At 52.3% G+C, this 26540-nt stretch carries 26 protein-coding genes, 1 pseudogene and 1 other annotated feature; of the genes and pseudogenes, 11 read left to right on the forward strand and 16 right to left on the reverse strand.

What is annotated here, in order from left to right; translation table 11 throughout:
- On the reverse strand, positions 1-1607 hold a 1607-nt coding region (locus ACUU1M_RS07525), incomplete at its 3' end, for a PTS sugar transporter subunit IIB (RefSeq protein ID WP_449144656.1).
- Positions 1608-1901: 294 nt separating this feature from the next.
- On the opposite strand from ACUU1M_RS07525, the gene ACUU1M_RS07530 reads away from it, so the two are divergent.
- The gene (locus ACUU1M_RS07530) at positions 1902-2576 is read left to right on the forward strand and encodes a GntR family transcriptional regulator (protein WP_005052021.1); all 675 of its coding nucleotides are present in this window, start codon (positions 1902-1904) and stop codon (positions 2574-2576) included.
- A 38-nt stretch (positions 2577-2614) separates the two neighbouring features.
- Here ACUU1M_RS07530 and ACUU1M_RS07535 read toward each other — a convergent pair whose 3' ends face one another.
- From ACUU1M_RS07535 to ibpA, 3 genes are all read right to left on the reverse strand, one after another.
- The gene (locus ACUU1M_RS07535; protein ID WP_001279749.1) at positions 2615-4276 is read right to left on the reverse strand and encodes a putative transporter; all 1662 of its coding nucleotides are present in this window, start codon (positions 4274-4276) and stop codon (positions 2615-2617) included.
- Positions 4277-4471: 195 nt separating this feature from the next.
- Positions 4472-4900 carry a small heat shock chaperone IbpB gene (gene ibpB, locus ACUU1M_RS07540; RefSeq protein WP_001243431.1) on the reverse strand — a complete coding sequence of 143 codons (429 nt, stop codon included), beginning with the start codon at positions 4898-4900 and terminating at the stop codon, positions 4472-4474.
- A gap of 111 nt (positions 4901-5011) precedes the next feature.
- On the reverse strand, positions 5012-5425 hold the full coding sequence (ibpA, locus tag ACUU1M_RS07545) for a small heat shock chaperone IbpA (protein ID WP_001243439.1): 414 nt from the start codon (positions 5423-5425) through the stop codon (positions 5012-5014).
- Positions 5419-5491: a sequence feature (ROSE (Repression Of Heat Shock gene Expression) occurs in the 5'-region of heat shock genes and acts as an RNA thermometer to modulate expression.), on the reverse strand. It overlaps the preceding gene by 7 nt.
- Positions 5492-5729: 238 nt before the next feature.
- On the opposite strand from ibpA, the gene ACUU1M_RS07550 reads away from it, so the two are divergent.
- On the forward strand, positions 5730-6062 hold the full coding sequence (locus tag ACUU1M_RS07550; protein WP_000620888.1) for a YceK/YidQ family lipoprotein: 333 nt from the start codon (positions 5730-5732) through the stop codon (positions 6060-6062).
- A 1-nt stretch (position 6063) separates the two neighbouring features.
- Here ACUU1M_RS07550 and ACUU1M_RS07555 read toward each other — a convergent pair whose 3' ends face one another.
- Positions 6064-7278 (reverse strand): DUF3748 domain-containing protein, encoded by a 1215-nt coding sequence (locus ACUU1M_RS07555; protein WP_005071768.1) that lies wholly within the window; start codon positions 7276-7278, stop codon positions 6064-6066.
- 100 nt (positions 7279-7378) lie between these two features.
- On the opposite strand from ACUU1M_RS07555, the gene cbrA reads away from it, so the two are divergent.
- The gene (gene cbrA / locus ACUU1M_RS07560) at positions 7379-8479 is read left to right on the forward strand and encodes a colicin M resistance lipid reductase CbrA (protein ID WP_005077580.1); all 1101 of its coding nucleotides are present in this window, start codon (positions 7379-7381) and stop codon (positions 8477-8479) included.
- On the opposite strand, the gene ACUU1M_RS07565 is transcribed toward cbrA, so the two are convergent.
- From ACUU1M_RS07565 to dgoR, 5 genes and pseudogenes are all read right to left on the reverse strand, one after another.
- Positions 8440-9777 (reverse strand): MFS transporter, encoded by a 1338-nt coding sequence (locus ACUU1M_RS07565; RefSeq protein ID WP_000253450.1) that lies wholly within the window; start codon positions 9775-9777, stop codon positions 8440-8442. The genes cbrA and ACUU1M_RS07565 overlap by 40 nt on opposite strands.
- Positions 9778-9851: 74 nt before the next feature.
- Positions 9852-11000, reverse strand: a pseudogene (gene dgoD, locus ACUU1M_RS07570) (galactonate dehydratase).
- Positions 10997-11614, reverse strand: coding sequence for a 2-dehydro-3-deoxy-6-phosphogalactonate aldolase (dgoA, locus tag ACUU1M_RS07575; protein ID WP_001198719.1), 618 nt, complete (start codon positions 11612-11614; stop codon positions 10997-10999). Before dgoA ends, dgoD begins: the two are co-directional and overlap by 4 nt.
- Entirely contained in the window at positions 11598-12476 is an 879-nt protein-coding gene (gene dgoK, locus ACUU1M_RS07580) for a 2-dehydro-3-deoxygalactonokinase (RefSeq protein ID WP_000127106.1), read from the reverse strand. The genes dgoA and dgoK overlap by 17 nt, the downstream gene beginning before the upstream one ends.
- Complete coding sequence (gene dgoR / locus ACUU1M_RS07585) at positions 12473-13162, reverse strand: D-galactonate utilization transcriptional regulator DgoR (RefSeq protein ID WP_000174293.1); 690 nt, start codon at positions 13160-13162, stop codon at positions 12473-12475. Before dgoR ends, dgoK begins: the two co-directional genes overlap by 4 nt.
- 277 nt (positions 13163-13439) lie before the next feature.
- On the opposite strand from dgoR, the gene ACUU1M_RS07590 reads away from it, so the two are divergent.
- Positions 13440-14096 (forward strand): YidX family protein, encoded by a 657-nt coding sequence (locus ACUU1M_RS07590; protein WP_000772934.1) that lies wholly within the window; start codon positions 13440-13442, stop codon positions 14094-14096.
- Positions 14097-14141: 45 nt separating this feature from the next.
- Here ACUU1M_RS07590 and yidA read toward each other — a convergent pair whose 3' ends face one another.
- From yidA to dnaA, 6 genes are all read right to left on the reverse strand, one after another.
- Complete coding sequence (gene yidA / locus ACUU1M_RS07595; RefSeq protein ID WP_000985549.1) at positions 14142-14954, reverse strand: sugar-phosphatase; 813 nt, start codon at positions 14952-14954, stop codon at positions 14142-14144.
- A 113-nt stretch (positions 14955-15067) separates the two neighbouring features.
- Positions 15068-15466, reverse strand: coding sequence for a YidB family protein (locus ACUU1M_RS07600; RefSeq protein ID WP_005077582.1), 399 nt, complete (start codon positions 15464-15466; stop codon positions 15068-15070).
- Between the two features lie 239 nt (positions 15467-15705).
- A complete protein-coding gene (gyrB, locus tag ACUU1M_RS07605; RefSeq protein ID WP_000072067.1) occupies positions 15706-18120 on the reverse strand; it encodes a DNA topoisomerase (ATP-hydrolyzing) subunit B in 2415 nt (804 codons plus the stop codon).
- Positions 18121-18148: 28 nt separating this feature from the next.
- Positions 18149-19222, reverse strand: a complete 1074-nt coding sequence (gene recF, locus ACUU1M_RS07610; protein ID WP_000060120.1) for a DNA replication/repair protein RecF — start codon at positions 19220-19222, stop codon at positions 18149-18151.
- On the reverse strand, positions 19222-20322 hold the full coding sequence (gene dnaN / locus ACUU1M_RS07615; RefSeq protein WP_000673457.1) for a DNA polymerase III subunit beta: 1101 nt from the start codon (positions 20320-20322) through the stop codon (positions 19222-19224). The genes recF and dnaN overlap by 1 nt, the downstream gene beginning before the upstream one ends.
- 4 nt (positions 20323-20326) lie before the next feature.
- Positions 20327-21730 (reverse strand): chromosomal replication initiator protein DnaA, encoded by a 1404-nt coding sequence (gene dnaA, locus ACUU1M_RS07620; protein WP_000059111.1) that lies wholly within the window; start codon positions 21728-21730, stop codon positions 20327-20329.
- Positions 21731-22026: 296 nt separating this feature from the next.
- Here dnaA and ACUU1M_RS07625 point away from each other — a divergent pair, with 296 nt between their 5' ends.
- From ACUU1M_RS07625 to tnaC, 7 genes are all read left to right on the forward strand, one after another.
- Positions 22027-22107 (forward strand): hypothetical protein, encoded by an 81-nt coding sequence (locus ACUU1M_RS07625; protein ID WP_123005643.1) that lies wholly within the window; start codon positions 22027-22029, stop codon positions 22105-22107.
- A 230-nt stretch (positions 22108-22337) separates the two neighbouring features.
- A complete protein-coding gene (rpmH, locus tag ACUU1M_RS07630; RefSeq protein WP_000831330.1) occupies positions 22338-22478 on the forward strand; it encodes a 50S ribosomal protein L34 in 141 nt (46 codons plus the stop codon).
- Positions 22479-22494: 16 nt separating this feature from the next.
- Positions 22495-22854 carry a ribonuclease P protein component gene (gene rnpA, locus ACUU1M_RS07635; RefSeq protein WP_000239730.1) on the forward strand — a complete coding sequence of 120 codons (360 nt, stop codon included), beginning with the start codon at positions 22495-22497 and terminating at the stop codon, positions 22852-22854.
- Entirely contained in the window at positions 22818-23075 is a 258-nt protein-coding gene (gene yidD / locus ACUU1M_RS07640) for a membrane protein insertion efficiency factor YidD (RefSeq protein ID WP_001307474.1), read from the forward strand. Before rnpA ends, yidD begins: the two co-directional genes overlap by 37 nt.
- A 2-nt stretch (positions 23076-23077) precedes the next feature.
- Positions 23078-24724, forward strand: coding sequence for a membrane protein insertase YidC (gene yidC, locus ACUU1M_RS07645; RefSeq protein WP_152028904.1), 1647 nt, complete (start codon positions 23078-23080; stop codon positions 24722-24724).
- A gap of 105 nt (positions 24725-24829) precedes the next feature.
- Positions 24830-26194: a tRNA uridine-5-carboxymethylaminomethyl(34) synthesis GTPase MnmE gene (gene mnmE, locus ACUU1M_RS07650; protein ID WP_001282349.1), complete on the forward strand. Its 1365-nt coding sequence runs from the start codon at positions 24830-24832 to the stop codon at positions 26192-26194.
- Between the two features lie 241 nt (positions 26195-26435).
- Complete coding sequence (tnaC, locus tag ACUU1M_RS07655) at positions 26436-26510, forward strand: tryptophanase leader peptide (protein WP_011069570.1); 75 nt, start codon at positions 26436-26438, stop codon at positions 26508-26510.
- Positions 26511-26540: the final 30 nt, after the last annotated feature.

A 26540-nucleotide genomic window follows, 5' to 3' on the forward strand; every position in this document is an offset into this window, starting at 1 on the left:
TCCGTAATGGCAACATTTTCTGCTGATTGATGAGAATTAATTAAGCTATCGAGCTGTTCACGCAATTGGGATACATGCAGACCAATGATCACCTGAATGGCATCGCCACTACGGAAGACGCCGTGCGCTCCCAGCTTTTTAAAGACTTCGTCATCCAGCGTTTGTGACATGTCATGCAGTGCAATACGTAGACGCGTCGCGCAATTGTTAATGCTGGAGATATTGCCGACCCCGCCCAGGGCTTGCAGGATACCGGCAGCCTGATCCAGCTCTTTTTTTGGCTCTGCAGCGGTGGTTTGGCCTCGCGAGGCTTTGTATTCGGCTTTTGAGTAGAGTTTCACTTCCGCATCTTCACGTCCCGGCGTGCACATGTTGAACTGCAGAATCAGGGTGCGGAAAACCACGAAGTACAGCAGGGTAAAGCACAACCCAATGGCGATTTGGGTCAGCATCATATCCGCGTGGTTGCTGAACATCGGGATCCAGTTTTGCGGTAAAACCTGGTCAATCAGACCTCCGCCCATGTTGCCCACCACACCAAAGAGATACATTACGGTCGACATTGAGGCCGCCAGCACGGCGTGTACCGCAAACAGCAACGGTGAAATGAACAGGAAGGTAAATTCCAGCGGTTCGGTAATTCCCACCAGCATGGCGGTTAAGGTTGCGGGAATCAGCAAGCCCGCCACTTTTACCCGATTTTCCGGTGCGGCAGTGAAGTACATCGCTAAAGAAATGCCCACGGCACCAAAGATTTTTGAGTTACCGTGCAGGGCAAAACCGCCTTCCGGGAACAACGATTTCAGCGGCTCGGCGCTCAGACTGAACTCTTGCAGATGCTGCGCCCAGTACATCTGAATGCCGCCTTCAACAGCTGCCGGACCAAAGATAAACGGTCCGTAGATGAAGTGGTGTAAACCGGTTGGGATCAGAATACGTTCGAGGAAGGTGTAAACCCACACCCCAAGCGCACCCGCCGAACGCAGGAACGCTTGCAGAGATTCAATCCCCATTTGTACTTTTGGCCAGCCGAGCAATGTCAGCCAGGCACAGGGGATCATCACCAGGAAGGCGATAATCACCACATAAGACGTCCCCTGGAAAATGCCGAGAAAAACCGGCAGTTTTTTATCGAACAGACGGTTATGCAGCGCCGTCACAATGCCGGAAATGATAATTGCGCCGATAATGCTGGTATCGAGGGTTTTAATCCCGGCCATCATTGTCAGACCGCTACCTGCCACCGCGTCCTGAGTGAAATCGACGCCGAAGTAGCTTCCCCAGGTCATTCCCATCGCATTGATGAAATAGTTCCAGGTCAGGAAACTCACCATCACCGCCAGACAAGCACGTCCCTGCGCTTGCTTAGCAAGGCCAATGGGTAAACCGACAGTAAAAATCAGCGGCATATTACGGAATACCGTCCAACCGCCCTCTTCAATAATGTGTACGATTTGCGCGAATAAACTGTTCGGATCGGTCAGTGATTCCCCGACAAACATCGGGTTTTGCAGCAAGATGGCAAGACCCACCACAATCCCGGCGAAGGGAAACAGCAGCACTGGCGTGAACATCGCGCCGCCAAAGCGTTGAATTTGACTGAGCATTTCCACATCCTCTTTTCTCAATTCTGTAAGTAGGAAGCCTGATTGGTTATGCGGCAGACCTGGAGCGAGGATAGGAAGATGCGATCGGCAGAACATGACGACCCAATGGGATTCGTGATCGCTTTCATGCTTTTCGTTGGGCGGTAGAGATCTACGTTTTCGCGAAAAAGTAGACATCTGTGAGCACAGGTACACAGCATCGAACACATCTTTAAAAAAAAGATTTTTTTCAATCGATTAAGCAGAACTTGTGGGCGCATTACCCGTGCTTGCAGGCAAAAAAGAGAGCTAGAGATGATCTACAAAAGCATTGCGGAGCGGTTAAGAATTCGACTTAATTCCGCGGATTTCACGCTAAACAGCCTTCTTCCCGGTGAAAAAAAGCTGGCGGAAGAGTTTGCGGTATCGCGGATGACTATCCGTAAAGCCATTGACCTGCTGGTAGCGTGGGGGCTGGTGGTCCGCCGCCACGGCAGCGGCACTTACCTGGTGCGCAAAGATGTGCTGCATCAAACCGCCAGCCTGACCGGACTGGTGGAGGTGTTAAAACGGCAGGGAAAAACGGTCACCAGCCAAGTGCTGATTTTTGAAATCATGCCTGCGCCTCCGGCCATTGCCAGCCAGTTACGGATTCAAATCAACGAGCAGATCTACTTCTCCCGTCGCGTTCGTTTTGTGGAAGGGAAACCGCTAATGCTGGAAGACAGCTATATGCCGGTAAAACTGTTCCGTAACCTTTCGCTGCAACATCTGGAAGGGTCGAAGTTTGAATATATTGAACAAGAGTGCGGGATTTTGATTGGCGGTAATTATGAAAGCCTGATGCCGGTGCTCGCCGATAGACTGCTGGCGCGGCAAATGAAGGTAGCGGAACACACGCCACTGCTGCGGATCACCTCGTTGTCATATAGCGAGAGCGGGGAGTTTTTGAATTATTCAGTGATGTTCAGAAATGCCAGCGAATACTAGGTGGAGTACCATTTACGGCGACTCCACCCGGAAAAGAGTTAACCGATACTCCAGAAGAGCACCGCCAGTAATTGGGGGGTGATAATGCGCAGGAACATCACTAACGGATAGACAGTGGCGTAAGAGAGCGCCGCCGCACCACTGGTTGGATGAAGATTATTAGCAAACGCCAGCGCCGGAGGATCGGTCATGGAACCTGCCAGCATCCCGCACATGGTCAGGTAATTCATTTTGGCTAACATCCGCGCCAGAATGCCAACAGTAATCAGCGGAACGGCGGTGATCAGGGCACCATAACCAATCCAGCTTAACCCTTCGCCATTGACCAGGGTATTCACAAAATCCCCACCAGATTTCAGACCAACGACCGAGAGGAACAGCACGATCCCCAGCTCCCGCAGCGCGAGGTTGGCACTTGGCGGCATAAACCAGTACAGCTTGCCGATACTGCCGATACGCCCGAGGATCAACGCCATAATCAGCGGACCGCCCGCCAGCCCCAGTTTCAACGCGGCCGGGAATCCTGGCACAAAGACGGGAATAGAACCTAACAATACGCCAAGCCCGATGCCAATAAACACTGGCAGCATCTGAACCTGTTGCAGTTTTTGCTGCGCATTCCCCAGCACATTGGCAACGGCATCAATTGCGGACGGACGCCCCACCAGGTTGAGGATATCGCCGAACTGCAGGCTGATATCGCCACTGGCGACCAGTTCGACCCCGGCACGGTTCAGGCGCGAGATAACAACGTCATAGCGTTCTTTAAAGTGCAGGTCGAGAATACGTTTTCCGAGCACGTTTTCATTGGTGACCACCACACGCTCGACGCGCAAATCAGTGCCTTTCGTAGACAGCGAGGTATCGACCTCCTGACCAATCACCAGTTGCGCATTATGTAAATCCGCTGGCTGCCCCACCAGATGCAGCAAATCGCCCAGTTGGATAATGGTATCTGGCGAAGGTACTTTTAGGGTTTCTTCTCGTTTCAGACGCGAGCAGATAATTTTGTCGCCGTTGAGAATCGGTACATCTTTAATGGCTAAATCATGCAGGTTAGGGTTCTCAACGCGAATATTGATAGTCTTGATCAGCGCGCCGCCATTGGTGCGTGAAGACTCGTGCTGCTGAGCTTCTGTCTCGACATTGACGCGGAAAATAACCCGCAACATCCACATGGTGAACAAAATCCCGCAAATGCCGAATGGATACGCCATCGCGTAACTCATCCCCATCTGATCGACCATTTCCATTGGTGTACCCAGGTCGCGCAAGATCTGCTGCCCTGCCCCCAGCGCTGGCGTATTGGTTACCGCACCGGAGAAAATCCCCAGCACTACCGGCAGTGGAATATCAAACAGTTTATGCAGGATGGCGGTAACCAGACCACCGATGATGACGATCAGAACAGCAAACAGGTTGAGGCGTAATCCGGAGACGCGCAATGAGGCAAAGAAGCCCGGCCCTACCTGAATCCCGATGGTATAAACGAACAGGATCAGGCCAAATTCCTGAATAACATGCAGCATATCGCTACTTAATGTCATCCCCGCCTGAGAAACAAAATGGCCGACGATGATCCCACCAAACAGCACGCCGCCAATACCTAATCCTATGCCGCGAAATTTGACGTTGCCGATAAACAAACCGACGACTGCCACCAAAGCCAGAATACTGACCGTTAATGCTATATCACTCATCGTCCATTTCTCTTGAGATAACATTTTAATTGCTACGGATTATGGCTGAATCGGTGAAGCAGATTTGCCTTATAGCGCACATTATCACGGGAAAGAACGTGCCGAAATATCTTAAACAGTCGAAATTTAACGCATTGTTGAAGAAGAAAGACAAAAAAAGCCCCACCAGAATGGCGGGGCAAAGAGAATAGCTAGTTAGCTATTTAACGCGGGACGTTCGCTGATAGCGATACGCTGCGCTGCGATGGGTTCAGGCTCATTACGAATTAAATCAATATGCAGTAAACCGTTTACGAAGGTTGCGCCAGAGACTTCCATATTTTCAGCCAGCGTAAAACTCAGGCTAAATGGCTGATTCATAAGCCCTTGATGCAGCCATTTTTTCTCTTCTTTTGGCTGCTCCGGCGTGCCTTTTACGCTCAGGCGCGTACCTTCCAGTTGAATCTCTAAATCTTCCTGACGGAAACCTGCCAGCGCAAGGGTAATGCGGTAGTGGTTATCGTCGCTTTTCTCAATGTTGTACGGCGGGAAGCTCTGGCTTTCACCGGCGTTTTGCAGTGCGTTGGCCAGTTTGTCAAAACCGATCCATTGACGCATCAGTGGGGATAAATCGAAGTTACGCATAGTCATTTCTCCTTCTAAGAAGCGAGTAAGTACCTGCAAATCCGAAGATTCGCATATGCTCCCTGACGGCGAGCATGGAGATGTCAGGCCGCGCCAGGCGGCCTTAGGGAATTAGTTGATTTCGATACGGCGCGTTTTTTTCGCTTCCGGAATCACGCGTTCGAGATCGATATACAGCAAACCATTTACCAGGTTAGCCCCACGAACATGAATGTTCTCAGCTAACTGGAATTTGCGTTCAAAGTTGCGTTCAGCGATGCCCTGGTACAGATAGGTGCGCTCTTTTTGTTCGTCGGCGTGAGCACCTTTCACCACCAGCAGATTATCCTGGGCGGTAATTTCCAGTTCGCTCTCAGCAAAACCAGCCACAGCGATAGCAATGCGGTAATGGTTTTCGTCTACCAGTTCAACGTTATACGGAGGGTAGCCGCCATTACTCTGGCTCTGGTTGTTTTCTAAGTGGTTAAACAAACGGTCAAATCCAATAGCAGAACGGTAAAGCGGGGATAAATCAAAGTTACGCATAATCAATAGCTCCTGAAATCAGCGAGAATGTAAGACCTTCCACAATGGACAGGTCAGGTAGCCAGAACACCCATCAGGCGCGTCCTCATCGACTACGATGTAAAATGGGTCTGAAAATGAACTTTTCAAGCCTTATCAGCGGACTTTTTTTTGCAGTTTATGGTCTATTGCATAGACTGAGGGGGCAGCACGAAACGTTAAAGTGCGATAGCCGCCACAGTGCGACGTAATGATGATGTTATTTTCAGCAAGGGATCGCTATAACTCATCAGGCCAACACCCACGATCAACAGATGAATTTATTATGATAAGAAATGTGTTGTTAGCGTTCATGATATGCAGCGGAATGACATTACTCGGAGGATGCTCCAGCGTGATGTCCCATACCGGGGGGAAAGAAGGAACGTATCCCGGCACCCGCGCCAGCGCCACCATGATTGGCGACGATGAAACCAACTGGGGCACTAAGTCGCTGGCGATTCTCGATATGCCGTTTACCGCTGTGATGGACACGCTTTTACTGCCGTGGGATGTATTCCGCAAAGACAGCTCGGTGCGCTCGCGCGTTGAAAAAAGCGAAGCCAACGCGCAAGCCACCAATGCGGTTATTCCACCGGCCAGAATGCCTGATAACTGATTTAGCGATCAGTTTCGGTGATCCACAGCTGGCCACCTTCCATCCACGCCAGCCATTGACCATCCGGCGAGAAAACCACGGCGTCCGCAGAAGGTGGATTGGCGTGGTTTTCGGTTAAATACTCAACCTCGCCGCTTTGCGCATGGGCACAAACAATTCGATTATCCAGCACAAAGCCCAACCATTCTCCTGACGGATGCCAGTTAAATGCAGACTGAATATCCGTTTTGTTATGGGTTAACTTGCGCGGTTCGCCGCCCTGTGGCGAGATAAGCCACAGTTGCACAATGCCGTTATCATCACGCATTAAAAACGCGATTTGCGTACCCTGCGGATTACAGCGCACCCAGTGGCGCGGGACGTTGACTAACCCCGGATAAGCCCGATGATGGGTAAAGGTTAAACGTCGCTGCACGACGCCACGCGGTGGCGCGGGTAGGGTTGTTTCCGTTCCACTTAACGGCGCATCACCTGCCGATTTCCAGCTAGCTTCATCTTGCGGTAACTCAACGATAAATAGCTCCGGCACTTTCTCGCCCTTTGGCGAAAGTGTGTCGCCAATAAACGCCAGCGCGTGATTTCCTACCCATCCTTCTTCATAAGCACGATTGATTTCATCACTGCCAGGCTGCGGCGTGGGCGTGGTTTTACTCACCAGCACACACCAGTGGCTACCGCTGTATTCACGCGGATGTTGCTTTTGTACGTTGACCGGGCCAAACGGTGCAGCAACCCCGACGTTTCGCAAATCCAGCGCCGGATCGAGTTGATGCATTACATGGTCGTTATAGGTAAAGCTCCCCCTTTCACCGTTCGGGCTAAAGACATGCACATGGCTGCCACCGCGCAGCGCTCCTGGCGTATACGGCGCGGTAATATCCATTGCATCGAGATTGCTCACCTTGCCGCCTTCAGCAATGACTCCGCGTCGATGATGGAAGTCGTAATGCCATGTTTCATCAGGATTTTCAGGGCCGTGAATAAAGACATATTTCTCTGACTTCGGATGAACGGTCACCACGCCGACGTGTGCGCCCTGTGACGCGCGATAGATAACCTCGACCTCGCCTGTATGGATATTCACACGCTCAATGGTCTCGCCGGTAAACGACGCCCCAGAAGGACGCACGTCAAATACCAGCCACTGGCTGTCGGGCGTCCAGGTATTGGTATTGGTGAGCAAGTGATTACGGGGAGCAAAGGTTATCTGTTTCATGGCGCGGTCCTGATACAAAACGGTTCCCGCCATCATACTTCACAAGGACTTCACTTTCAGACAATAGTCTTTTGCCATCGTGATGAATGTGAGTGAAAAGATGGAACATTTCGACGTGGCGATTATTGGCCTCGGCCCGGCAGGGTCGGCGTTGGCACGAAAGTTAGCCGGCAAAATGCAGGTGATCGCGCTGGATAAAAAGCACCAGTGCGGTACTGAAGGTTTCAGCAAACCTTGCGGCGGTCTGCTGGCACCGGACGCGCAGCGATCTTTTATTCGCGATGGACTGACGCTTCCTGTCGATGTGATCGCCAATCCACAGATTTTCAGCGTCAAAACTGTCGACGTCGCCGCATCGCTCACGCGTAACTACCAGCGAAGCTATATCAATATTAATCGCCATGCTTTCGACTTGTGGATGAAATCGCTGATCCCCGCCAGCGTTGAGGTTTATCACGATAGCCTGTGCCGAAAAATCTGGCGTGAGGATGATAAATGGCATGTCATTTTTCGTGCAGACGGCTGGGAGCAACATATTACCGCCCGCTATCTGGTCGGTGCCGATGGCGCAAACTCGATGGTGCGGCGACATCTCTACCCGGATCATCAAATCCGTAAATATGTCGCTATCCAGCAGTGGTTCGCAGAGAAACATCCGGTGCCGTTCTACTCCTGCATCTTTGATAATGCGATAACTGACTGTTACTCATGGAGTATCAGCAAAGATGGTTATTTTATCTTTGGCGGTGCCTATCCAATGAAAGACGGTCAGACGCGTTTCACGACGCTGAAAGAGAAAATGAGCGCCTTTCAGTTCCAGTTTGGCAAAGCGGTGAAAAGTGAGAAATGCACGGTGTTGTTTCCCTCACGCTGGCAGGATTTTGTCTGTGGTAAGGACAACGCCTTTCTGATTGGTGAAGCGGCGGGATTTATCAGCGCCAGCTCGCTGGAGGGGATTAGCTATGCGCTGGATAGCGCAGAGATTCTGCGTGCGGTGTTCCTGAAACAGCCGGAGAAGAGCAACGCCGCTTACTGGCGCGCCACACGCAAACTGCGTTTAAAACTCTTCGGCAAGATAGTAAAAAGCCGATGCCTGACCGCACCGGCTTTAAGAAAGTGGATTATGCGCAGTGGTGTGGCGCATATTCCACAGTTGAAAGATTATCCAACGCGCTTCACATCACCCACCAGCAGGATGTAAGAGAGCGCGCCAATCAACGCGACGGCGGAGATATAAACCAGTGCAGGCGCGAAACCGTAACCCTGCGCCAGGTACCCCACCACCAGCGGAACGGTGATGCCGCCCAGACCACCGGCGAAGTTAAACACGCCGCCGGTTAAACCAATCAGGCGCATCGGTGCCAGAGAAGAGACCAGCGACCAGGTAATCGAAGCAAAACCGTTGCCGAAGAATGCCAGCGCCATCAGGCACATAATCATCATCGGATCGTTGGTGTAGTTAGCGCCCATAATGCAGGTGGAGATCAGCAAGCCGCAGATAATCGGCATTTTACGCGCAAAGCCCAGTGAAAAGCCCTTACGTACCAGCAGATCCGCGACCCAGCCAGAGAGCAGGACGCCGACAAACGCCGCGAGGAATGGCACCGTGGTCATAAAGCCTGCTTTCAGCGCCGTGATTCCTTTTTCCTGGGTTAAATAGTTCGGGAACCAGGTTAAGAAAAACCACAGTGCAGAAGCCACCGCAAATTGCCCAAGATAAACGCCGATCAGTTTACGATGGAACACCAGTTTCCAGTCTTTGGCTGTTAACGGCTGACGCGCCTCTTTCTTCACCGGCGCATCACCATCCACCAGACCGCCTCCATCACGAATGTAATCCAGTTCAGCTTTGCTGATACCTTTGGTCAAGCGCGGCGGCTGATAAACCTTAAACCAAATCAGCGACCAGATAATGCCGATACCACCAGTGACAATGAACACCCAGTGCCAGCTCAACATCTCCTGAATCCAGATCAGCAGCGGAGTCAAAAACGCCAGACCGACAAACTGACCAGACGTATAAAAACCAACGGCGGAAGCGCGTTCATGTTCCGGGAACCAGCTGGTCACCATCCGGTTATTGGTCGGGAAAGCGGGCGCTTCGAAAATACCGGTTATCGCACGCAGACCAATTAATGACATTAATCCCGTGGCAAAGCCCTGGAATAAAGTCGCCACTGACCAACCAAATATCGCAATAAAATAAGTCACGCGAGAACCTACGCGATCTAAAAACCAACCGCCGGGGATCTGGCATAGCGTATAAAGCCAGGCGAAGGCCGAAAATACATAGCCCATTTCCGCTTTCGTAATGCCGAACTCTTCCTGAATATGGGCGGAAGCCACGGCCAGGTTAGCGCGGTCAACATAACAAATGACCACCGTAATAAAGATCATCACCAGCGTCAGATAACGCCGACGCCCCGGCTTTGCTGCATTAACGGGAATATCCATAGCGAGCTTTCTCCAGATTTTGGGCATAGCGAAGCCGCTCACCATGCCCTGTAATTTACAGAGGGTTATATTTTTGTATTGCTGTTTTAGTGCCCGATGAGGGGCTTACGTGGCAGGAATTACCACTCTGCTACGCTGTTATCTTCATGACGCCAGAGCGGATTACGCCAGTCCGGGGCATTTTTACTGAACTCAATAACTTTAGCTTCGTCGATTTCCACACCTAAGCCCGGTTTCGTTAACGGTTTAAAGAAGCCGCCAACCATGCTGAAGTCTTCTTTGTTTTTCACAAAGTCGAGTAACTCCGTGCCTTTGTTGTAATGAATGCCCATACTTTGTTACTGAAGTACCGCGTTATAGGAAACAAAGTCGATATGCAGGCAAGCCGCCAGTGCAATCGGTCCGAACGGACAGTGCGGCGCAAGGGTCACATCATAGGCTTCTGCCATTCCAGCAATTTTGTAGCATTCGGTAATACCGCCTGCATGGGAGAGATCCGGTTGCAGAATCGAAATACCGCCTGCCTCCAGCACGCGTTTAAAATCGAAACGTGAGAACATGCGCTCACCCGCCGCCAGTGGAATATGCGTTTGTGCCGCCAATTTCGGGTAGTATTCGGCTTGTTCCGCCAGCACCGGCTCTTCAATAAACAGCGGGCGATACGGCTCCAGTTCTTTAATCAGCACTTTCGCCATTGGCGCGCTGACGCGACCGTGGAAATCAAGACCAAACTCAATCTGATTGCCAAAAGCTTCACGAATTTGTGCCACGGTGTTGACTGCCGCATCTACCGCGCGGGAGTTATCAATTAGCCCCAGTTCTTCACAACCGTTCAGTTTGAAGGTATCGAAGCCGATTTCGCGCAGGGTTTTAATGCCGTCGATAACATCCGCCGGACGATCGCCGCCGACCCAACTGTAGGCTTTAATTTTGTCGCGAACCAGGCCGCCCATCAGTTGCCAGACTGGCGCATTCAGCACTTTGCCTTTGATATCCCATAACGCCTGGTCGATCCCGGCGATGGCGCTCATCAGGATTGGACCGCCACGATAAAATCCGGCGCGATACATCACTTGCCATAAGTCGTTGATGCGCGAAGGATCCTGACCAATCAAATAGTCACCCAGCTCGTGAACTGCCGCTTCCACCGTACGGGCGCGGCCTTCAATCACGGGCTCGCCCCAACCGACCACGCCTTCATCGGTTTCAATTTTCAGGAACATCCAGCGGGGAGGTAAACGATACGTGGTAATTTTGGTGATTTTCATTGCACTGCCTCTCGATACGCCTTAACAAACGCTGCTGCCTGCTGCGCGGTGCGTTCTACGGACTGCCCGGCGCGATAAAGATCGCTGCCTAAGCCCGCCCCAACACAACCTGCGTCTATCCACTGCGCCAGGTTTTCTGGCGTCACGCCGCCAACGGCAAAGACTGCGATGTCCGGTGGTAATACCGCTTTTAACGCTTTGATGTATTGCGGACCAAAAGCCGATGACGGAAATATTTTCAGCGCCTGCGCGCCCGCTTCGAGCGCGGTAAAGGCTTCGGTCGCCGTCGCGCAGCCGGGGCAAACGGTCATGCCGTAGCCCACCGCGCGGCGGATCACTTCACTATGGATATTGGGCGTAACGATGAGCTGACAGCCCATCCTGGCGAGCGCATCGACCTGTTCAGGTTTCAGTACCGTACCTGCGCCAATCAACGCCTTGTCGCCATACGCATCAACGATGGCGGGAATGCTCTGCTCCCATTGTGGGGAATTTAGCGGGATTTCAACCGCGTCGAACCCGGCGTCAATCACCGCGCCAACATGCGCCAGCGCCTCGTCGGGCGTAATGCCGCGCAAAATGGCGATCAGCGGGAGTTTAGTTTGCCACTGCATGAGCGATGCTCCTTATACCAGCCTGAAATGCCGTGTCGCCCGCCACCGCCGCCACGTCGCAACCCATCGCCTGAAAGGCTTGCTGGTAGCGCGCGGTCAGCGATGTTCCGGCGACAAGGGTGATGGCGTGTTGATGGGTCACATAGTCGCGCATACTGGCAACCTCTGCGCCAATCAACAAACCAGAGAGAAATTCGCTGACCTGTTCGCGGGGAAGTGTTCCCAGCACACGCGAGGCGCGAACTTCAAAAAGCTGCGGCAATATGGCGGGCGCATTAAGGCCGCGCTCAAGGCCAGCCGCGAAGGCATCGGCAGAGTTTTCCTGCGGCGGCAAACCTGCGCCAATCAATGAGTGATTTAACAGTAAATGATGTAATTCACCGGTCATCACGGTGCGAAAATCGTTGATTTGCTGGCTATCGGCCTGCACCCATTTGCAATGCGTACCGGGCATAACATAAAGAGAGGAAGGAGCCAGAGCTCGCGCGCCGATCAATTGTGTTTCTTCGCCGCGCATCACATTGTGGTTATCGTCATGAGAGACGCATAATCCGGGAATAATCCAGATATTGTCGCCAACAGACGTTAATTGTTCGCCAATAGACGAAAAACGGGCAGGAACAGATAAATACGGAGCAACTTTCCAGCCGACATTGCTGCCGACCATTCCTGCCATCACCACTGGCGTATTTTCTTCACGCCAGTCGGTCGTGACTTCTGCTAACACCGCAGCCGGAGATTTTCCGTTCAGGCGCGTGACGCCTGCTTCTGATTGCCTGCTCTCCAGGCAGTGGTCGCCCTGATAAAGCCAGGCGCGCAGATTGGTCGATCCCCAGTCAATTGCGATGTAGCGAGCTGTCATGTGATTTCCTTTAACCTTCGTGTCGAGCTGGCAATCATGGTAAGCGCCGCCTGCTCTGCCGCATCGCCGTCCTGATGCCGTATCGCATCGAACAGCGCCTTATGCTCCTGGAGCGTTTGCGGCATGTTGGCCTCATCGCCCATCCAGGTTCGTTCAAAAACCGCCCGCTGCAGCGAACTGATCGCAATGCTAAGTTGCTGTAACACCGGGTTATGCATCGACTGCAGCACCGCCTCGTGGTAGCGAATATCCGCTTCGTTAAACGCTTCGCGGTCCTGATTGTTGGCAATCATCTCGTTCAGCGCCGATTCAATCTGCGCCAGATCGCTGGAGGTCGCGCGCTCTGCTGCCCAACGGGCAATCGCCGGTTCCACCAGATTTCGCACTTCGCTCATGGCACTGATAAGCCGTGGGTCGTAGTCGTTTTCCAGCACCCATTGCAGTACGTCAGTGTCGAGGTAATTCCACTGGTTACGCGGTGCCACAAACGCCCCGCGATAACGTTTCATTTCAATCAGCCGCTTCGCCATCAGCGAACGGAACACCTCACGGATGATGTTGCGCGAGGTTGCAAACTCTTCACAGAGCTCCGCCTCAGCCGGAAGTGGCGAGCCAGGTATGTATTTGCCGTGAACGATCTGTTTACCCAGCGTAATGACAATGCGATCGGTTTTATTGAGAGTCATGGAGAGTCCTTGTGCTCTGTATGTTCTTCTCTACTTTACCCCGATCGATGCATAACGCGGCAACTTTGTAGTACCAGCGTGATGACGTTCGCGTTTGCCGTGCGTGTAATGTAGTACAAACTTATATCGTTGTGCTACAATTCAGATCAAAAAAAGAACAATGCATAAAAAAATGACATGCGTCGGGCAGAAATCTGAAAAGGGATATCAGGCGCTAAACAGGAGGGAAAGAAGAGTATGCTTTCAATGGCTTAGCTACTCGTTTAAAGGATTAATCATGAAGTTGAATTTTAAGGGATTTTTTAAGGCTGCCGGTTTATTCCCACTGGCGCTGATGCTTTCAGGCTGTATCTCGTATGCTCTGGTTTCCCATACCGCAAAGGGTAGTTCAGGAAAGTATCAATCGCAGTCAGACACCATCACTGGGCTATCGCAGGCAAAAGATAGTAATGGAACAAAAGGCTATGTTTTTGTAGGGGAATCGCTGGATTACCTTATCACTGATGGTGCCGATGACATCGTTAAGATGCTCAATGATCCAGCACTTAACCGGCACAATATTCAGGTTGCCGATGACGCAAGATTTGTTTTAAATGCGGGGAAAAAGAAATTTACCGGCACAATATCGCTTTACTACTACTGGAATAACGAAGAAGAAAAGGCACTGGCAACGCATTATGGTTTTGCCTGTGGTGTTCAACACTGTACCAGGTCACTGGAAAACCTAAAAGGCACAATCCATGAGAAAAATAAAAACATGGATTACTCAAAGGTGATGGCGTTCTACCATCCATTTAAAGTGCGATTTTATGAATACTATTCACCCAGAGGCATTCCGGATGGTGTTTCCGCAGCATTACTGCCAGTGACTGTTACGCTGGACATCATTACTGCACCGCTGCAATTTCTGGTTGTATATGCAGTAAACCAATAATCAGTAAGCGGGCAAACGCGTTTATGCTGTTTGCCCGCCCACAGATTAATTCAGCACATACTTCTCAATAGCAAACGCCACGCCATCTTCAAGGTTGGATTTTGTGACAAAGTTCGCCACTTCTTTCACCGAAGGAATAGCGTTATCCATCGCCACACCGACGCCTGCATATTCAATCATTGCGATGTCGTTTTCCTGATCGCCAATCGCCATGATTTCTTCCGGTTTAATACCTAACACGTCGGCCAGTGATTTCACACCCGTACCTTTGTTAACGCGTTTATCGAGGATTTCGAGGAAGTACGGCGCACTTTTCAGCACGGTATATTTCTCTTTCACTTCCTGCGGAATACGCGCGATAGCCTGGTCGAGGATGGCGGGTTCATCAATCATCATCACTTTCAGGAACTGGGTATTGGGGTCCATTTTCTCCGCTTCGCAGAACACCAGCGGAATTGTGGCAACGAAGGATTCATGCACCGTGTAGTAGCTGATATCGCGGTTAGCGGTGTACAGCGTGGTGCGGTCCAGGGCGTGGAAATGAGAACCGACTTCGCGAGAGAGTTTTTCCAGGAAACGATAGTCGTCATAGCTGAGAGCGGTTTGCGCCACGGTGCTACCATCAGCGGCCTTCTGTACCAGCGCGCCGTTATAAGTAATGCAGTAGTCGCCCGGCTGTTCCATATGCAGCTCTTTCAGGTAGTTGTGCACACCTGCATACGGACGACCCGTCGTTAGCACGACATTCACGCCACGGGCGCGAGCTGCGGCAATCGCATTTTTAACGGCGGGTGAAATGGTGTGATCGGGCAGCAGAAGGGTGCCATCCATATCGATAGCAATGAGTTTGATAGCCATGAGTTCCCAAGGTAGATTAGTTCCTGACCCATGCTAACGCGATTCCGCTCAAAAATCAGTACAACACCCGAGGGAAAAGGGGATGCAACGCGGGTTGCATGCTCCCCATTTGCTTAGCGGAAGAGTTTCCCTTTCAGCAGTTCCATGCCTGCGGAAAGCAGATCGTTATTGGCTTGTGCTGACACTTCACCTTGCGGTGAGAGCGCATCAATAATCTTCGGCAATTGCTCTGCCAGTAAACTGGAAGCCGTACTGGTATCCACGCCAAGTTTTTGCCCGAGATCGGACACCGCATTTGTGCCGAGCGCCGATTCCAGTTGCTCGCCGCTAACTGATTGATTGCTATGTTGATTACTCAACCAGGTTGAGAGAATGGCCCCTAAGCCGCCACTTTGCAGTTTTTCCAGCAGCACCTGAATGCCACCCTGCTCCTCAACCCAACTTAAAATCGCCTGATATTTCCCCGCATCGCCTTTCAGAAAGGCACCGACAACTTCATCAAAAAGCCCCATGATAATCACCTGTAAAGCGTTACGTGTTGACCCAAAAAGTATAGATCTGCGGGATGATAATTGCGGATTGCAGAAATAAAAAGGGCGGAGATGATCTCCGCCCTTTTCTTATAGCTTCTTGCCGGATGCGGCGTGAACGCCTTATCCGGCCTACAAAATCATGCAAAATCAATATATTGCAGGAGTCTCGTAGGACTAATAAGCGTAGCGCATCAGGCACGCTCGCATGGTTAACGCCATTAAATATCAATATTCGCCGCTTTCAGGGCGTTCTCTTCAATAAACGCACGACGCGGTTCTACGGCGTCGCCCATCAGCGTGGTGAACAACTGGTCAGCGGCAATCGCATCCTTAACGGTAACGCGCAGCATACGACGGCTTTCCGGGTCCATGGTGGTTTCCCACAGCTGTTCCGGGTTCATCTCGCCCAGACCTTTATAACGCTGGATGGAGAGGCCACGACGGGACTCTTTCACCAGCCAGTCCAGCGCCTGCTCGAAGCTGGCTACCGGCTGACGACGCTCGCCACGTTCGATAAACGCATCTTCTTCCAGCAAGCCACGCAGTTTCTCACCCAGCGTGCAGATACGACGATATTCGCCACCGGTGATAAACTCGTGATCCAGCGGATAGTCAGTATCCACACCGTGGGTACGCACGCGAACAATCGGCTCGAACAGGTTTTGTTCGGCATTGGTGTGGACATCAAACTTCCACTGGCTGCCGTGCTGTTCTTTGTCGTTCAGTTCGCTGACCAGCGCGTTCACCCAGCGGGTAACGGTCTGCTCATCAGAAAGGTCAGCTTCCGTCAACGTCGGCTGATAGATAAGCTCTTTCAGCATTGCTTTCGGATAACGACGCTCCATGCGGTTGATCATTTTCTGCGTCGCGTTGTACTCAGATACCAGTTTCTCTAACGCTTCGCCAGCCAATGCCGGTGCACTGGCGTTGGTGTGCAGCGTTGCGCCGTCCAGCGCGATAGAGATCTGGTACTGATCCATCGCTTCGTCGTCTTTAATGTACTGTTCCTGCTTGCCTTTCTTCACTTTGTACAGCGGCGGCTGAGCGATGTAGACGTGACCGCGTTCAACGATTTCCGGCATCTGACGATAGAAGAAGGTCAACAGCAGCGTACGAATGTGCGAGCCGTCGACGTCCGCATCGGTCATGATGATGATGCTGTGATAACGCAGTTTGTCCGGGTTGTACTCGTCACGACCGATACCACAGCCAAGCGCGGTGATAAGCGTCGCCACTTCCTGAGAAGAGAGCATCTTATCGAAGCGCGCTTTCTCGACGTTAAGGATTTTACCCTTCAGCGGCAGAATCGCCTGGTTCTTGCGGTTACGCCCCTGCTTCGCAGAGCCGCCCGCGGAGTCCCCTTCCACCAAGTACAGTTCGGAAAGCGCCGGATCGCGTTCCTGGCAGTCTGCCAGTTTGCCCGGCAGGCCAGCTAAGTCGAGCGCACCTTTACGGCGGGTCATTTCACGCGCGCGACGCGCCGCTTCACGGGCACGGGCAGCATCGATAATTTTGCCAACCACGATTTTCGCATCAGTTGGGTTTTCCAGCAGGTATTCCGCCAGCAGTTCGTTCATCTGCTGTTCAACCGCCGATTTCACCTCAGAAGAAACCAGTTTGTCTTTGGTCTGGGAGGAGAATTTCGGGTCCGGCACTTTTACGGAAACGACCGCAATCAGGCCTTCACGCGCATCGTCACCGGTGGCGCTGACTTTGGCTTTTTTGCTGTAGCCTTCTTTGTCCATGTAGGCATTCAGGGTACGGGTCATCGCCGCACGGAAGCCTGCCAGGTGAGTACCGCCGTCACGCTGCGGAATGTTGTTGGTAAAGCAGTAGATGTTTTCCTGGAAGCCATCGTTCCACTGCAGCGCCACTTCAACGCCAATACCGTCTTTTTCGGTGGAGAAGTAGAAGATATTTGGGTGGATCGGCGTTTTGTTCTTGTTCAGATATTCAACGAACGCTTTGATGCCGCCTTCATAGTGGAAGTGGTCTTCTTTGCCGTCACGCTTGTCGCGCAGACGAATGGAAACGCCGGAGTTGAGGAACGACAACTCACGCAGACGTTTCGCCAGAATTTCATATTCGAACTCGGTCACATTGGTGAAGGTTTCGAGGCTGGGCCAGAAACGCACCATGGTGCCGGTTTTTTCAGTCTCGCCGGTAACCGCCAGCGGAGCCTGCGGTACACCGTGTTCGTAGATCTGACGGTGAATTTTACCCTCGCGCTGAATAACCAGCTCCAGTTTTTGCGACAGGGCGTTTACTACCGAAACACCAACGCCGTGCAGACCGCCGGACACTTTATAGGAGTTATCGTCAAATTTACCGCCTGCGTGCAGAACGGTCATGATCACTTCCGCCGCCGATACGCCCTCTTCCGGGTGAATACCGGTCGGAATGCCGCGCCCGTCATCCTGTACAGAGACAGAGTTATCGGCGTGAATGGTGACGATAATTTCTTTACAGTGACCCGCGAGCGCTTCGTCGATAGCGTTATCTACCACCTCGAATACCATGTGGTGCAGACCGGTGCCGTCATCCGTGTCGCCGATATACATACCCGGGCGCTTACGCACCGCATCCAGCCCTTTCAGGACTTTGATACTGGAGGAGTCATAAGAATTCGACATCAACGTTTCTCGCTCATTTATACTTGGGTTAATCCGTTATTTTACCCTTTTCCACGGTAAACATCTTCGAATTTTCGTCCGACATGTCTATAACGTGTTCAGCACTGATCGCGCTGACAAAGACCTGTGATTGCGTCGCTTTTAAGCGGCTGGCAAGCAACCCGCGACGCTCATCATCAAGCTCAGAGGCAAAATCATCTATCAGGTAGAGACACCGCCGCCCGCTTTCACGAGTGAGGAACTCTCCTTGCGCCAGACGTAAGGCGCACATCAACAGCTTAAGCTGCCCACGCGATAAGGTATCTTCCACCGGCGCACCGTCGGCGCGAATGCGTAAGTCCGCTTTATGCGGGCCATGCGCGGTGTAGGTTAGCTGGCGATCGCGTTCAAAATTACGTTCCAGCACCTCAGCGTACTCTGTCTCTTTCTCCCAGCCGCGCTGGAAAGAGAAAGTCAGAGAAAACTCAGGGAGAAATTGCTTACAGGTATCAGCCATATCGGCCGCGATACCGGCGCTATACTCTGCGCGCCAGGTGCTGATTTGCTCCGCCAGCGGGATCAGTTCTTTATCCCACGGGCGTAGCTGTTCGTAACGAGTCACCTGGCGCAGCGCCGCATTGCGCTGCTTGAGCAATCGCTTGAGATTGCTCCAGGCGGTGAAAAATCTAGGTTCGTTGTGAAAGCATCCCCAGTCGAGGAATGCTCTTCTGTATTTGGGGCCGCCGTTGAGTAAAGTAAACCCTTCTGGCGTTATCAACTGCATCGGCATCAGGTGCGCCAGTTCCGCGACTTTATGCCCGTCCGTACCGTCAATACGGACTTTGCTGTCGCCCTGTTTGTCTTTGGTTAAGCCAATCGCCGTCTCGCGCTCTTCGCCCTGTAATCGCCCGTGGAGAACAAATGCCTCCTGCTCATGGCGAATGACGCGACCAATCTGCAAACTGCGAAACGCCCGACCATGGCCGAGCGTATAGATGGCTTCCAGCACGCTGGTTTTGCCACTGCCGTTGGCACCTACCAGAAAGTTAAAGCCGGGAGATAAAGCGAGATCCGCGGTTTCAATATTGCGGAAATCGCGGATCAACAAGCGGGTGAGGGACATTACAGTCTCATTGGCATGACAACATAGGCAGCCGACTGTGATGCGGCATCTTCAATCTGCACGCTGGAAACCGAATCGGTCAGCATCATGCGGACGTTTTCGCATTTCAGCGCGTTCAGAACATCCAGCACATAGCTGACGTTGAAGCCGATTTCCATCTCCGCACCGCTATAGGTAACGTCGAGGATCTCTTCCGCTTCTTCCTGTTCCGGGTTGTTGGCAGTAATTTTCAGCTGGTTTTCGCTGACATACAGGCGCACACCGCGGAATTTCTCGTTAGAGAGAATCGCCGCGCGAGCAAACGCCTGCTTGAGCAGATCGCAGCCTGCTTCCAGATGTTTGTCCGGGTTCTTCGGCAGAACGCGACGGTAATCCGGGAAGCGACCATCCACCAGTTTCGAGGTGAAAATAAAGTCGCCAACGTGGGCACGAATGTTATTGCTGCCAATCTGCACACGCAGCAGATTGTCGCCGCCGTCGAGCATACGCATCAGTTCAATCACGCCTTTACGCGGTACGATCACCGAATGGCTTGGCAAAGATTGACCAATTGGCATTGAACAGACCGCCAGACGGTGGCCGTCGGTTGCCACGGTGCGCAGTTCTTCACCTTCGGTTTCAAACAGCATACCGTTTAAGTAATAGCGAACATCCTGATGCGCCATCGAAAACTGGGTTGCTTCAATCAGACGCTTCATCGTCGCCTGCGGCAGGGTAAATTCGACTTCGCTCTGCCAGTCATCGAGGTTCGGGAAATCCGCCGCTGGCAGGGTAGACAGCGAAAAACGGCTACGCCCGGAGCGCACCAGCATCCGTTCACCTTCCAGCTGCACGGCAATTTCCGCGCCTTCAGGCAGACCACGGCAGATATCAAAGAATTTGCGCGCCGGAACGGTCGTCGCTCCTGGCTCGTGTGGGTGAACCAGCGCAACGCGTGCCACCATTTCCATCTCGAGATCAGTACCGGTCAGCGACAACGTACCGTCAGCAACCTGTAACAGCAGATTACCGAGAATCGGTAGCGTAGGACGACCACCTAACGGACCGCTCACCTGTTGTAGCGGTTTTAATAAATGCTCACGTTCTACGGTAAATTTCATAGGTTTACGATGACAATGTTCTGATTAAATTTGAAAAATCTTCTTTGATATCGTGGCTCTCTTCACGCAACTGCTCGATCTTACGGCAGGCATGAAGCACCGTCGTGTGGTCACGCCCACCAAACGCATCGCCAATCTCTGGCAGACTGTGGTTAGTCAGCTCTTTCGCTAGCGCCATCGCCATCTGGCGCGGACGCGCCACCGAGCGGGATCGACGCTTGGAAAGGAGATCCGCGACTTTGATCTTGTAGTACTCCGCCACCGTCTTCTGAATATTGTCGATGGTGACCAGTTTTTCCTGCAATGCCAGCAAGTCGCGCAGCGCCTCACGCACGAAGTCGATGGTGATCGCCCGTCCGGTAAAGTTGGCGTTAGCAATAACGCGGTTCAGCGCCCCTTCCAGCTCACGTACGTTAGATCGTAGACGCTTGGCGATAAAGAACGCCACTTCACCCGGCAAACGAATGTCATTTTCGTCGGCCTTTTTCATCAGGATCGCCACACGGGTTTCCAGCTCTGGCGGTTCGATCGCCACAGTCAGTCCCCAACCGAAGCGGGATTTCAAACGATCCTCAACGCCGTTGATCTCTTTCGGATAGCGATCCGAGGTGAGAATGATCTGTTGATTACCTTCCAGCAGGGCGTTGAAGGTGTGGAAAAACTCTTCCTGAGATCGTTCTTTATTAGCAAAAAACTGAATATCGTCGATCAGCAGTGCATCTACGGAACGGTAGTAGCGTTTAAACTCTTCGATCGCGTTGTTTTGCAGGGCTTTAACCATGTCCTGAACAAAGCGCTCGGAGTGCATATAAACCACTTTGGCATTCGGCTTGCGCGCCATAATGCCGTTACCCACCGCATGCAGCAGGTGAGTTTTACCCAGACCCGTGCCGCCATAAAGGAACAACGGGTTATAGGCACCGCCAGGGTTATCCGCCACCTGGCGAGCCGCCGCGCGCGCCAGTTGGTTAGATTTACCTTCAACGAAGTTATCAAACGTGTGTTTGACGTTTACGTTAGAACGATAGGTCGGTTCTGCCGGGGCCGGGACGTTATCCCAACCTGAGCGCGTAGAAGGCGCAGCACGTTGCGGCTGCGTTTGCGCCACCTGTGCAGGGGCCGCGACGTTGCTCGTCACTGCCGCTTGTGGCGTTTGCGTCACCGGTTTGGTGCCGACTTCAAAACGCAGCTGTGGGGCATCCGCTCCGCAGAAACTGGTTAGCAGTCCATTGATATTATTAAGGTACTTGTCCCGTACCCAATCGAGGACAAAACGGTTTGGCGCGTACAGGGCCAGCGTGTTATCGCTCAGTTCCGCCTGCAATGGGCGTATCCACATACTGAATTCTGTGGCTGGTAACTCATCCTGCAATCGGGCAAGACACTGCTGCCAAAGCGAAAGTGACACGGCGGACTCCACTCGAACAAAAGTCGATAATGACTAAGGCTGAAACATTCATGATTGTTGACGTACGTCGAAAAGACCCTGCTTGAGGGTGACGCACGAACCGCTGTCTGCGGTTATATGCCCGATCAAGATCCTGCAAAACGATCGGGACCGCGGATCATAGCCTAAACTGCGCAAGAGATCTTCTGTTTCTCACAGATTTTCCCTATTTATCCACAGGACTTTCCAGAACTCGCTAAGTGTAAACGATCCTGCCGCGAGGCGGGCACGATTTACGCCGCATATTGGAAAATTTAATGACCATAGACAAAAATTGGCTTAATCGATCTAATAAAGATCTAGGACGATCCTTGCGCTTTACCCATCAGCCCGTATAATCCTCCACCCGGCGCGCCATGCTGGTTTCCACTGGTGTGAGGTCGTACATTTTCCCTGCGAAAAGGTGCGGAAAAGCGCGGTAAATTAAGGAAAGAGAATTGACTCCGGTGTGTACAATTATTACAATCCGGCCTCTTTAATCACCCATGGCTTCGGTGTCCATCGTTTCATTTTTCGGCGGATATCCAATAAAGCCATTGAATTTATTCAAGTTTAGGTAGAAATCGCCATGAAACGCACTTTTCAACCGTCTGTACTGAAGCGCAACCGTTCTCACGGCTTCCGTGCTCGTATGGCTACTAAAAATGGTCGTCAGGTTCTGGCACGTCGTCGTGCTAAAGGCCGCGCTCGTCTGACCGTTTCTAAGTAATAAAGCTAACCCCTGAGTGGTTAAGCTCGCATTTCCCAGGGAGTTACGCTTGTTAACTCCCAGTCAATTCACATTCGTCTTCCAGCAGCCACAACGGGCTGGCACGCCGCAAATTACCATTCTCGGCCGCCTGAATTCGCTGGGGCATCCCCGTATCGGTCTTACAGTCGCCAAGAAAAACGTTCGACGCGCCCATGAACGCAATCGGATTAAACGTCTGACGCGTGAAAGCTTCCGTCTGCGCCAACATGAACTCCCGGCTATGGATTTCGTGGTGGTGGCGAAAAAAGGGGTTGCCGACCTCGATAACCGTGCTCTCTCGGAAGCGTTGGAAAAATTATGGCGCCGCCACTGTCGCCTGGCTCGCGGGTCCTGATAGCCCTCATTCGGGTCTATCAACGCCTGATTAGTCCGCTACTCGGGCCGCATTGTCGTTTCACTCCAACCTGTTCAAGCTACGGAATTGAGGCATTGCGCAGGTTTGGAGTGATAAAAGGCAGTTGGTTGACGGTGAAACGCGTATTAAAATGCCACCCTTTACACCCTGGTGGTGACGATCCCGTCCCGCCCGGACCATTTGATACCAGAGAACACTAACGATGGATTCGCAACGCAATCTTTTAGTCATCGCTTTGCTGTTCGTGTCTTTCATGATCTGGCAAGCCTGGGAGCAGGATAAAAACCCGCAACCTCAGGCCCAACAGACCACGCAGACAACGACCACCGCAGCGGGTAGCGCCGCCGACCAGGGCGTACCGGCCAGTGGCCAGGGGAAACTGATCTCGGTTAAGACCGACGTGCTTGATCTGACCATCAACACCCGTGGTGGTGATGTTGAGCAAGCTCTGCTGCCTGCTTACCCGAAAGAGCTGAACTCTACCCAGCAGTTCCAGCTGTTGGAAACTTCACCGCAGTTTATTTATCAGGCACAGAGCGGTCTGACCGGTCGTGATGGCCCGGATAACCCGGCTAACGGCCCGCGTCCGCTGTATAACGTTGAAAAAGACGCTTATGTGCTGGCTGAAGGTCAAAACGAACTGCAGGTGCCGATGACGTATACCGACGCGGCAGGCAACACGTTTACCAAAACGTTTGTCCTGAAACGTGGTGATTACGCTGTCAACGTCAACTACAACGTGCAGAACGCTGGCGAGAAACCGCTGGAAATCTCCTCGTTTGGTCAGTTGAAGCAATCCATCACTCTGCCACCGCATCTCGATACCGGAAGCAGCAACTTCGCACTGCACACCTTCCGTGGCGCGGCGTACTCCACGCCTGACGAGAAGTATGAGAAATACAAGTTCGATACCATTGCCGATAACGAAAACCTGAACATCTCTTCGAAAGGTGGTTGGGTGGCGATGCTGCAACAGTATTTCGCGACGGCGTGGATCCCGCATAACGACGGTACCAACAACTTCTATACCGCTAATCTGGGTAACGGCATCGTCGCTATCGGCTATAAATCTCAGCCGGTACTGGTTCAGCCTGGTCAGACTGGCGCGATGAACAGCACCCTGTGGGTTGGCCCGGAAATCCAGGACAAAATGGCAGCTGTTGCTCCGCACCTGGATCTGACCGTTGATTACGGTTGGTTGTGGTTCATCTCTCAGCCGCTGTTCAAACTGCTGAAATGGATCCATAGCTTTGTGGGTAACTGGGGCTTCTCCATTATCATCATCACCTTTATCGTTCGTGGCATCATGTACCCGCTGACCAAAGCGCAGTACACCTCCATGGCGAAGATGCGTATGCTGCAGCCGAAGATTCAGGCAATGCGTGAGCGTCTGGGCGATGACAAACAGCGTATCAGTCAGGAAATGATGGCGCTGTACAAAGCTGAGAAGGTTAACCCGCTGGGCGGCTGCTTCCCGCTGCTGATCCAGATGCCAATCTTCCTGGCGTTGTACTACATGCTGATGGGTTCCGTTGAACTGCGTCAGGCACCGTTTGCACTGTGGATCCACGACCTGTCGGCACAGGACCCGTACTACATCCTGCCGATCCTGATGGGCGTAACGATGTTCTTCATTCAGAAGATGTCGCCGACCACTGTGACCGACCCGATGCAGCAGAAGATCATGACCTTTATGCCGGTCATCTTCACCGTGTTCTTCCTGTGGTTCCCGTCAGGTCTGGTACTGTACTATATCGTCAGCAACCTGGTAACCATTATTCAGCAGCAGCTGATTTACCGTGGTCTGGAAAAACGTGGCCTGCATAGCCGCGAGAAGAAAAAATCCTGATTCGGTGAGTTTTCGCTAAAATAAGGGCGGTCAGTTGACCGCCTTTTTTCTTTTCGTAGGGCGGATAAGCACCGCGCATCCGCCACACAAAGCAACAGGAACATCATGAGCGATAATGACACTATCGTAGCCCAGGCCACGCCTCCGGGACGTGGCGGCGTTGGCATCCTGCGCATCTCCGGCTTCAAAGCCCGTGAAGTTGCCGAAACCGTGCTGGGTAAACTGCCTAAGCCGCGCTACGCCGATTATCTTCCGTTTAAAGACGCCGACGGCAGCGTGCTCGATCAGGGGATTGCGCTATGGTTCCCTGGCCCGAACTCGTTCACCGGCGAAGATGTGCTGGAACTGCAAGGTCATGGCGGTCCGGTGATCCTCGACCTGCTGTTAAAACGCATTCTGACCATTCCCGGCCTACGGATTGCTCGCCCTGGTGAGTTTTCCGAACGCGCGTTTCTTAACGATAAACTTGACTTAGCCCAGGCCGAGGCGATTGCCGATCTTATCGACGCCAGTTCGGAACAGGCGGCCCGTTCGGCACTTAACTCGCTGCAAGGCGCATTCTCCGCACGGGTTAATCATCTGGTAGAAGCCCTCACCCACTTGCGCATTTACGTCGAAGCGGCAATTGATTTCCCTGATGAAGAGATCGATTTCCTCTCCGACGGCAAAATTGAAGCCCAGCTTAATGACGTGATGGCCGATCTCGATGCAGTGCGTGCTGAAGCACGTCAGGGTAGTTTGTTGCGCGAAGGGATGAAAGTAGTGATTGCCGGACGTCCTAATGCCGGTAAATCGAGCCTGTTAAACGCGCTGGCGGGCCGTGAAGCGGCAATCGTAACCGATATCGCCGGAACCACGCGTGACGTGCTGCGTGAGCATATCCACATTGACGGAATGCCGCTGCATATCATCGACACTGCCGGGCTACGTGAGGCCAGTGACGAAGTGGAACGTATTGGTATCGAGCGCGCGTGGCAGGAAATTGAACAGGCCGACCGCGTGCTGTTTATGGTCGATGGCACCACGACAGACGCCGTTGATCCGGCAGAGATCTGGCCGGAATTTATCGCCCGTCTGCCCGCGAAACTGCCGATCACCGTGGTACGCAATAAAGCCGATATCACCGGCGAAACGCTGGGAATGAGTGAAGTGAACGGTCACGCGTTAATTCGTCTCTCGGCAAGGACTGGTGAAGGCGTGGACGTGCTGCGTAACCATCTCAAACAGAGCATGGGCTTTGACACCAATATGGAAGGCGGCTTCCTGGCGCGCCGTCGCCACTTACAGGCGCTGGAACAGGCAGCGGAGCATTTGCAGCAAGGTAAAGCGCAACTGTTGGGAGCCTGGGCAGGTGAACTGCTGGCGGAAGAGTTGCGCCTGGCACAGCAGAACTTAAGCGAAATCACCGGGGAATTTACTTCAGACGACCTGCTGGGGCGGATTTTCTCCAGCTTCTGTATTGGTAAGTAACCGCGCTTACGAAGCCGTATTCTGACTGTCAGATGCGGCTTCGCTTCATTGTTAGCACTCCTGTTATGCCTCAACCCTTTTTTAAACATTAAAATTCTTACGTAATTTATAATCTTTAAAAAAAGCATTTAATACTGCTCCCCGAACGATTGTGATTCGATTCACATTTAAACAATTTCAGAATAGACAAAAATTCTGAGTGTAATAATGTAGCGGCGTGTCTTTCGAGGATAAGTGCATTATGAATATCTTACATGTATGTGTGACCTCAAAATGGTTCAATATCGACAATAAGATTGTCGATCACCGCCCTTAATTTACCCTTCTGTAGCCATCACCAGAGCCA

The sequence above is a fragment of the Shigella sp. SIG6 genome, from assembly GCF_053555815.1.

Bases quoted from the DNA above. Each gene is read 5' to 3' on its own strand.
- ACUU1M_RS07530 (WP_005052021.1), top strand. From the start codon at position 1,902: ATGATCTACAAAAGCATTGCGGAGCGGTTAAGAATTCGACTTAATTCC.
- ACUU1M_RS07535 (WP_001279749.1), bottom strand. From the start codon at position 4,276: ATGAGTGATATAGCATTAACGGTCAGTATTCTGGCTTTGGTGGCAGTC.
- ibpB (WP_001243431.1), bottom strand. From the start codon at position 4,900: ATGCGTAACTTCGATTTATCCCCACTGATGCGTCAATGGATCGGTTTT.
- ibpA (WP_001243439.1), bottom strand. From the start codon at position 5,425: ATGCGTAACTTTGATTTATCCCCGCTTTACCGTTCTGCTATTGGATTT.
- ACUU1M_RS07550 (WP_000620888.1), top strand. From the start codon at position 5,730: ATGATAAGAAATGTGTTGTTAGCGTTCATGATATGCAGCGGAATGACA.
- ACUU1M_RS07555 (WP_005071768.1), bottom strand. From the start codon at position 7,278: ATGAAACAGATAACCTTTGCTCCCCGTAATCACTTGCTCACCAATACC.
- cbrA (WP_005077580.1), top strand. From the start codon at position 7,379: ATGGAACATTTCGACGTGGCGATTATTGGCCTCGGCCCGGCAGGGTCG.
- ACUU1M_RS07565 (WP_000253450.1), bottom strand. From the start codon at position 9,777: ATGGTGAGCGGCTTCGCTATGCCCAAAATCTGGAGAAAGCTCGCTATG.
- dgoA (WP_001198719.1), bottom strand. From the start codon at position 11,614: ATGCAGTGGCAAACTAAACTCCCGCTGATCGCCATTTTGCGCGGCATT.
- dgoK (WP_000127106.1), bottom strand. From the start codon at position 12,476: ATGACAGCTCGCTACATCGCAATTGACTGGGGATCGACCAATCTGCGC.
- dgoR (WP_000174293.1), bottom strand. From the start codon at position 13,162: ATGACTCTCAATAAAACCGATCGCATTGTCATTACGCTGGGTAAACAG.
- ACUU1M_RS07590 (WP_000772934.1), top strand. From the start codon at position 13,440: ATGAAGTTGAATTTTAAGGGATTTTTTAAGGCTGCCGGTTTATTCCCA.
- yidA (WP_000985549.1), bottom strand. From the start codon at position 14,954: ATGGCTATCAAACTCATTGCTATCGATATGGATGGCACCCTTCTGCTG.
- ACUU1M_RS07600 (WP_005077582.1), bottom strand. From the start codon at position 15,466: ATGGGGCTTTTTGATGAAGTTGTCGGTGCCTTTCTGAAAGGCGATGCG.
- gyrB (WP_000072067.1), bottom strand. From the start codon at position 18,120: ATGTCGAATTCTTATGACTCCTCCAGTATCAAAGTCCTGAAAGGGCTG.
- recF (WP_000060120.1), bottom strand. From the start codon at position 19,222: ATGTCCCTCACCCGCTTGTTGATCCGCGATTTCCGCAATATTGAAACC.
- dnaN (WP_000673457.1), bottom strand. From the start codon at position 20,322: ATGAAATTTACCGTAGAACGTGAGCATTTATTAAAACCGCTACAACAG.
- ACUU1M_RS07625 (WP_123005643.1), top strand. From the start codon at position 22,027: ATGACCATAGACAAAAATTGGCTTAATCGATCTAATAAAGATCTAGGA.
- rpmH (WP_000831330.1), top strand. From the start codon at position 22,338: ATGAAACGCACTTTTCAACCGTCTGTACTGAAGCGCAACCGTTCTCAC.
- yidD (WP_001307474.1), top strand. From the start codon at position 22,818: ATGGCGCCGCCACTGTCGCCTGGCTCGCGGGTCCTGATAGCCCTCATT.
- yidC (WP_152028904.1), top strand. From the start codon at position 23,078: ATGGATTCGCAACGCAATCTTTTAGTCATCGCTTTGCTGTTCGTGTCT.
- mnmE (WP_001282349.1), top strand. From the start codon at position 24,830: ATGAGCGATAATGACACTATCGTAGCCCAGGCCACGCCTCCGGGACGT.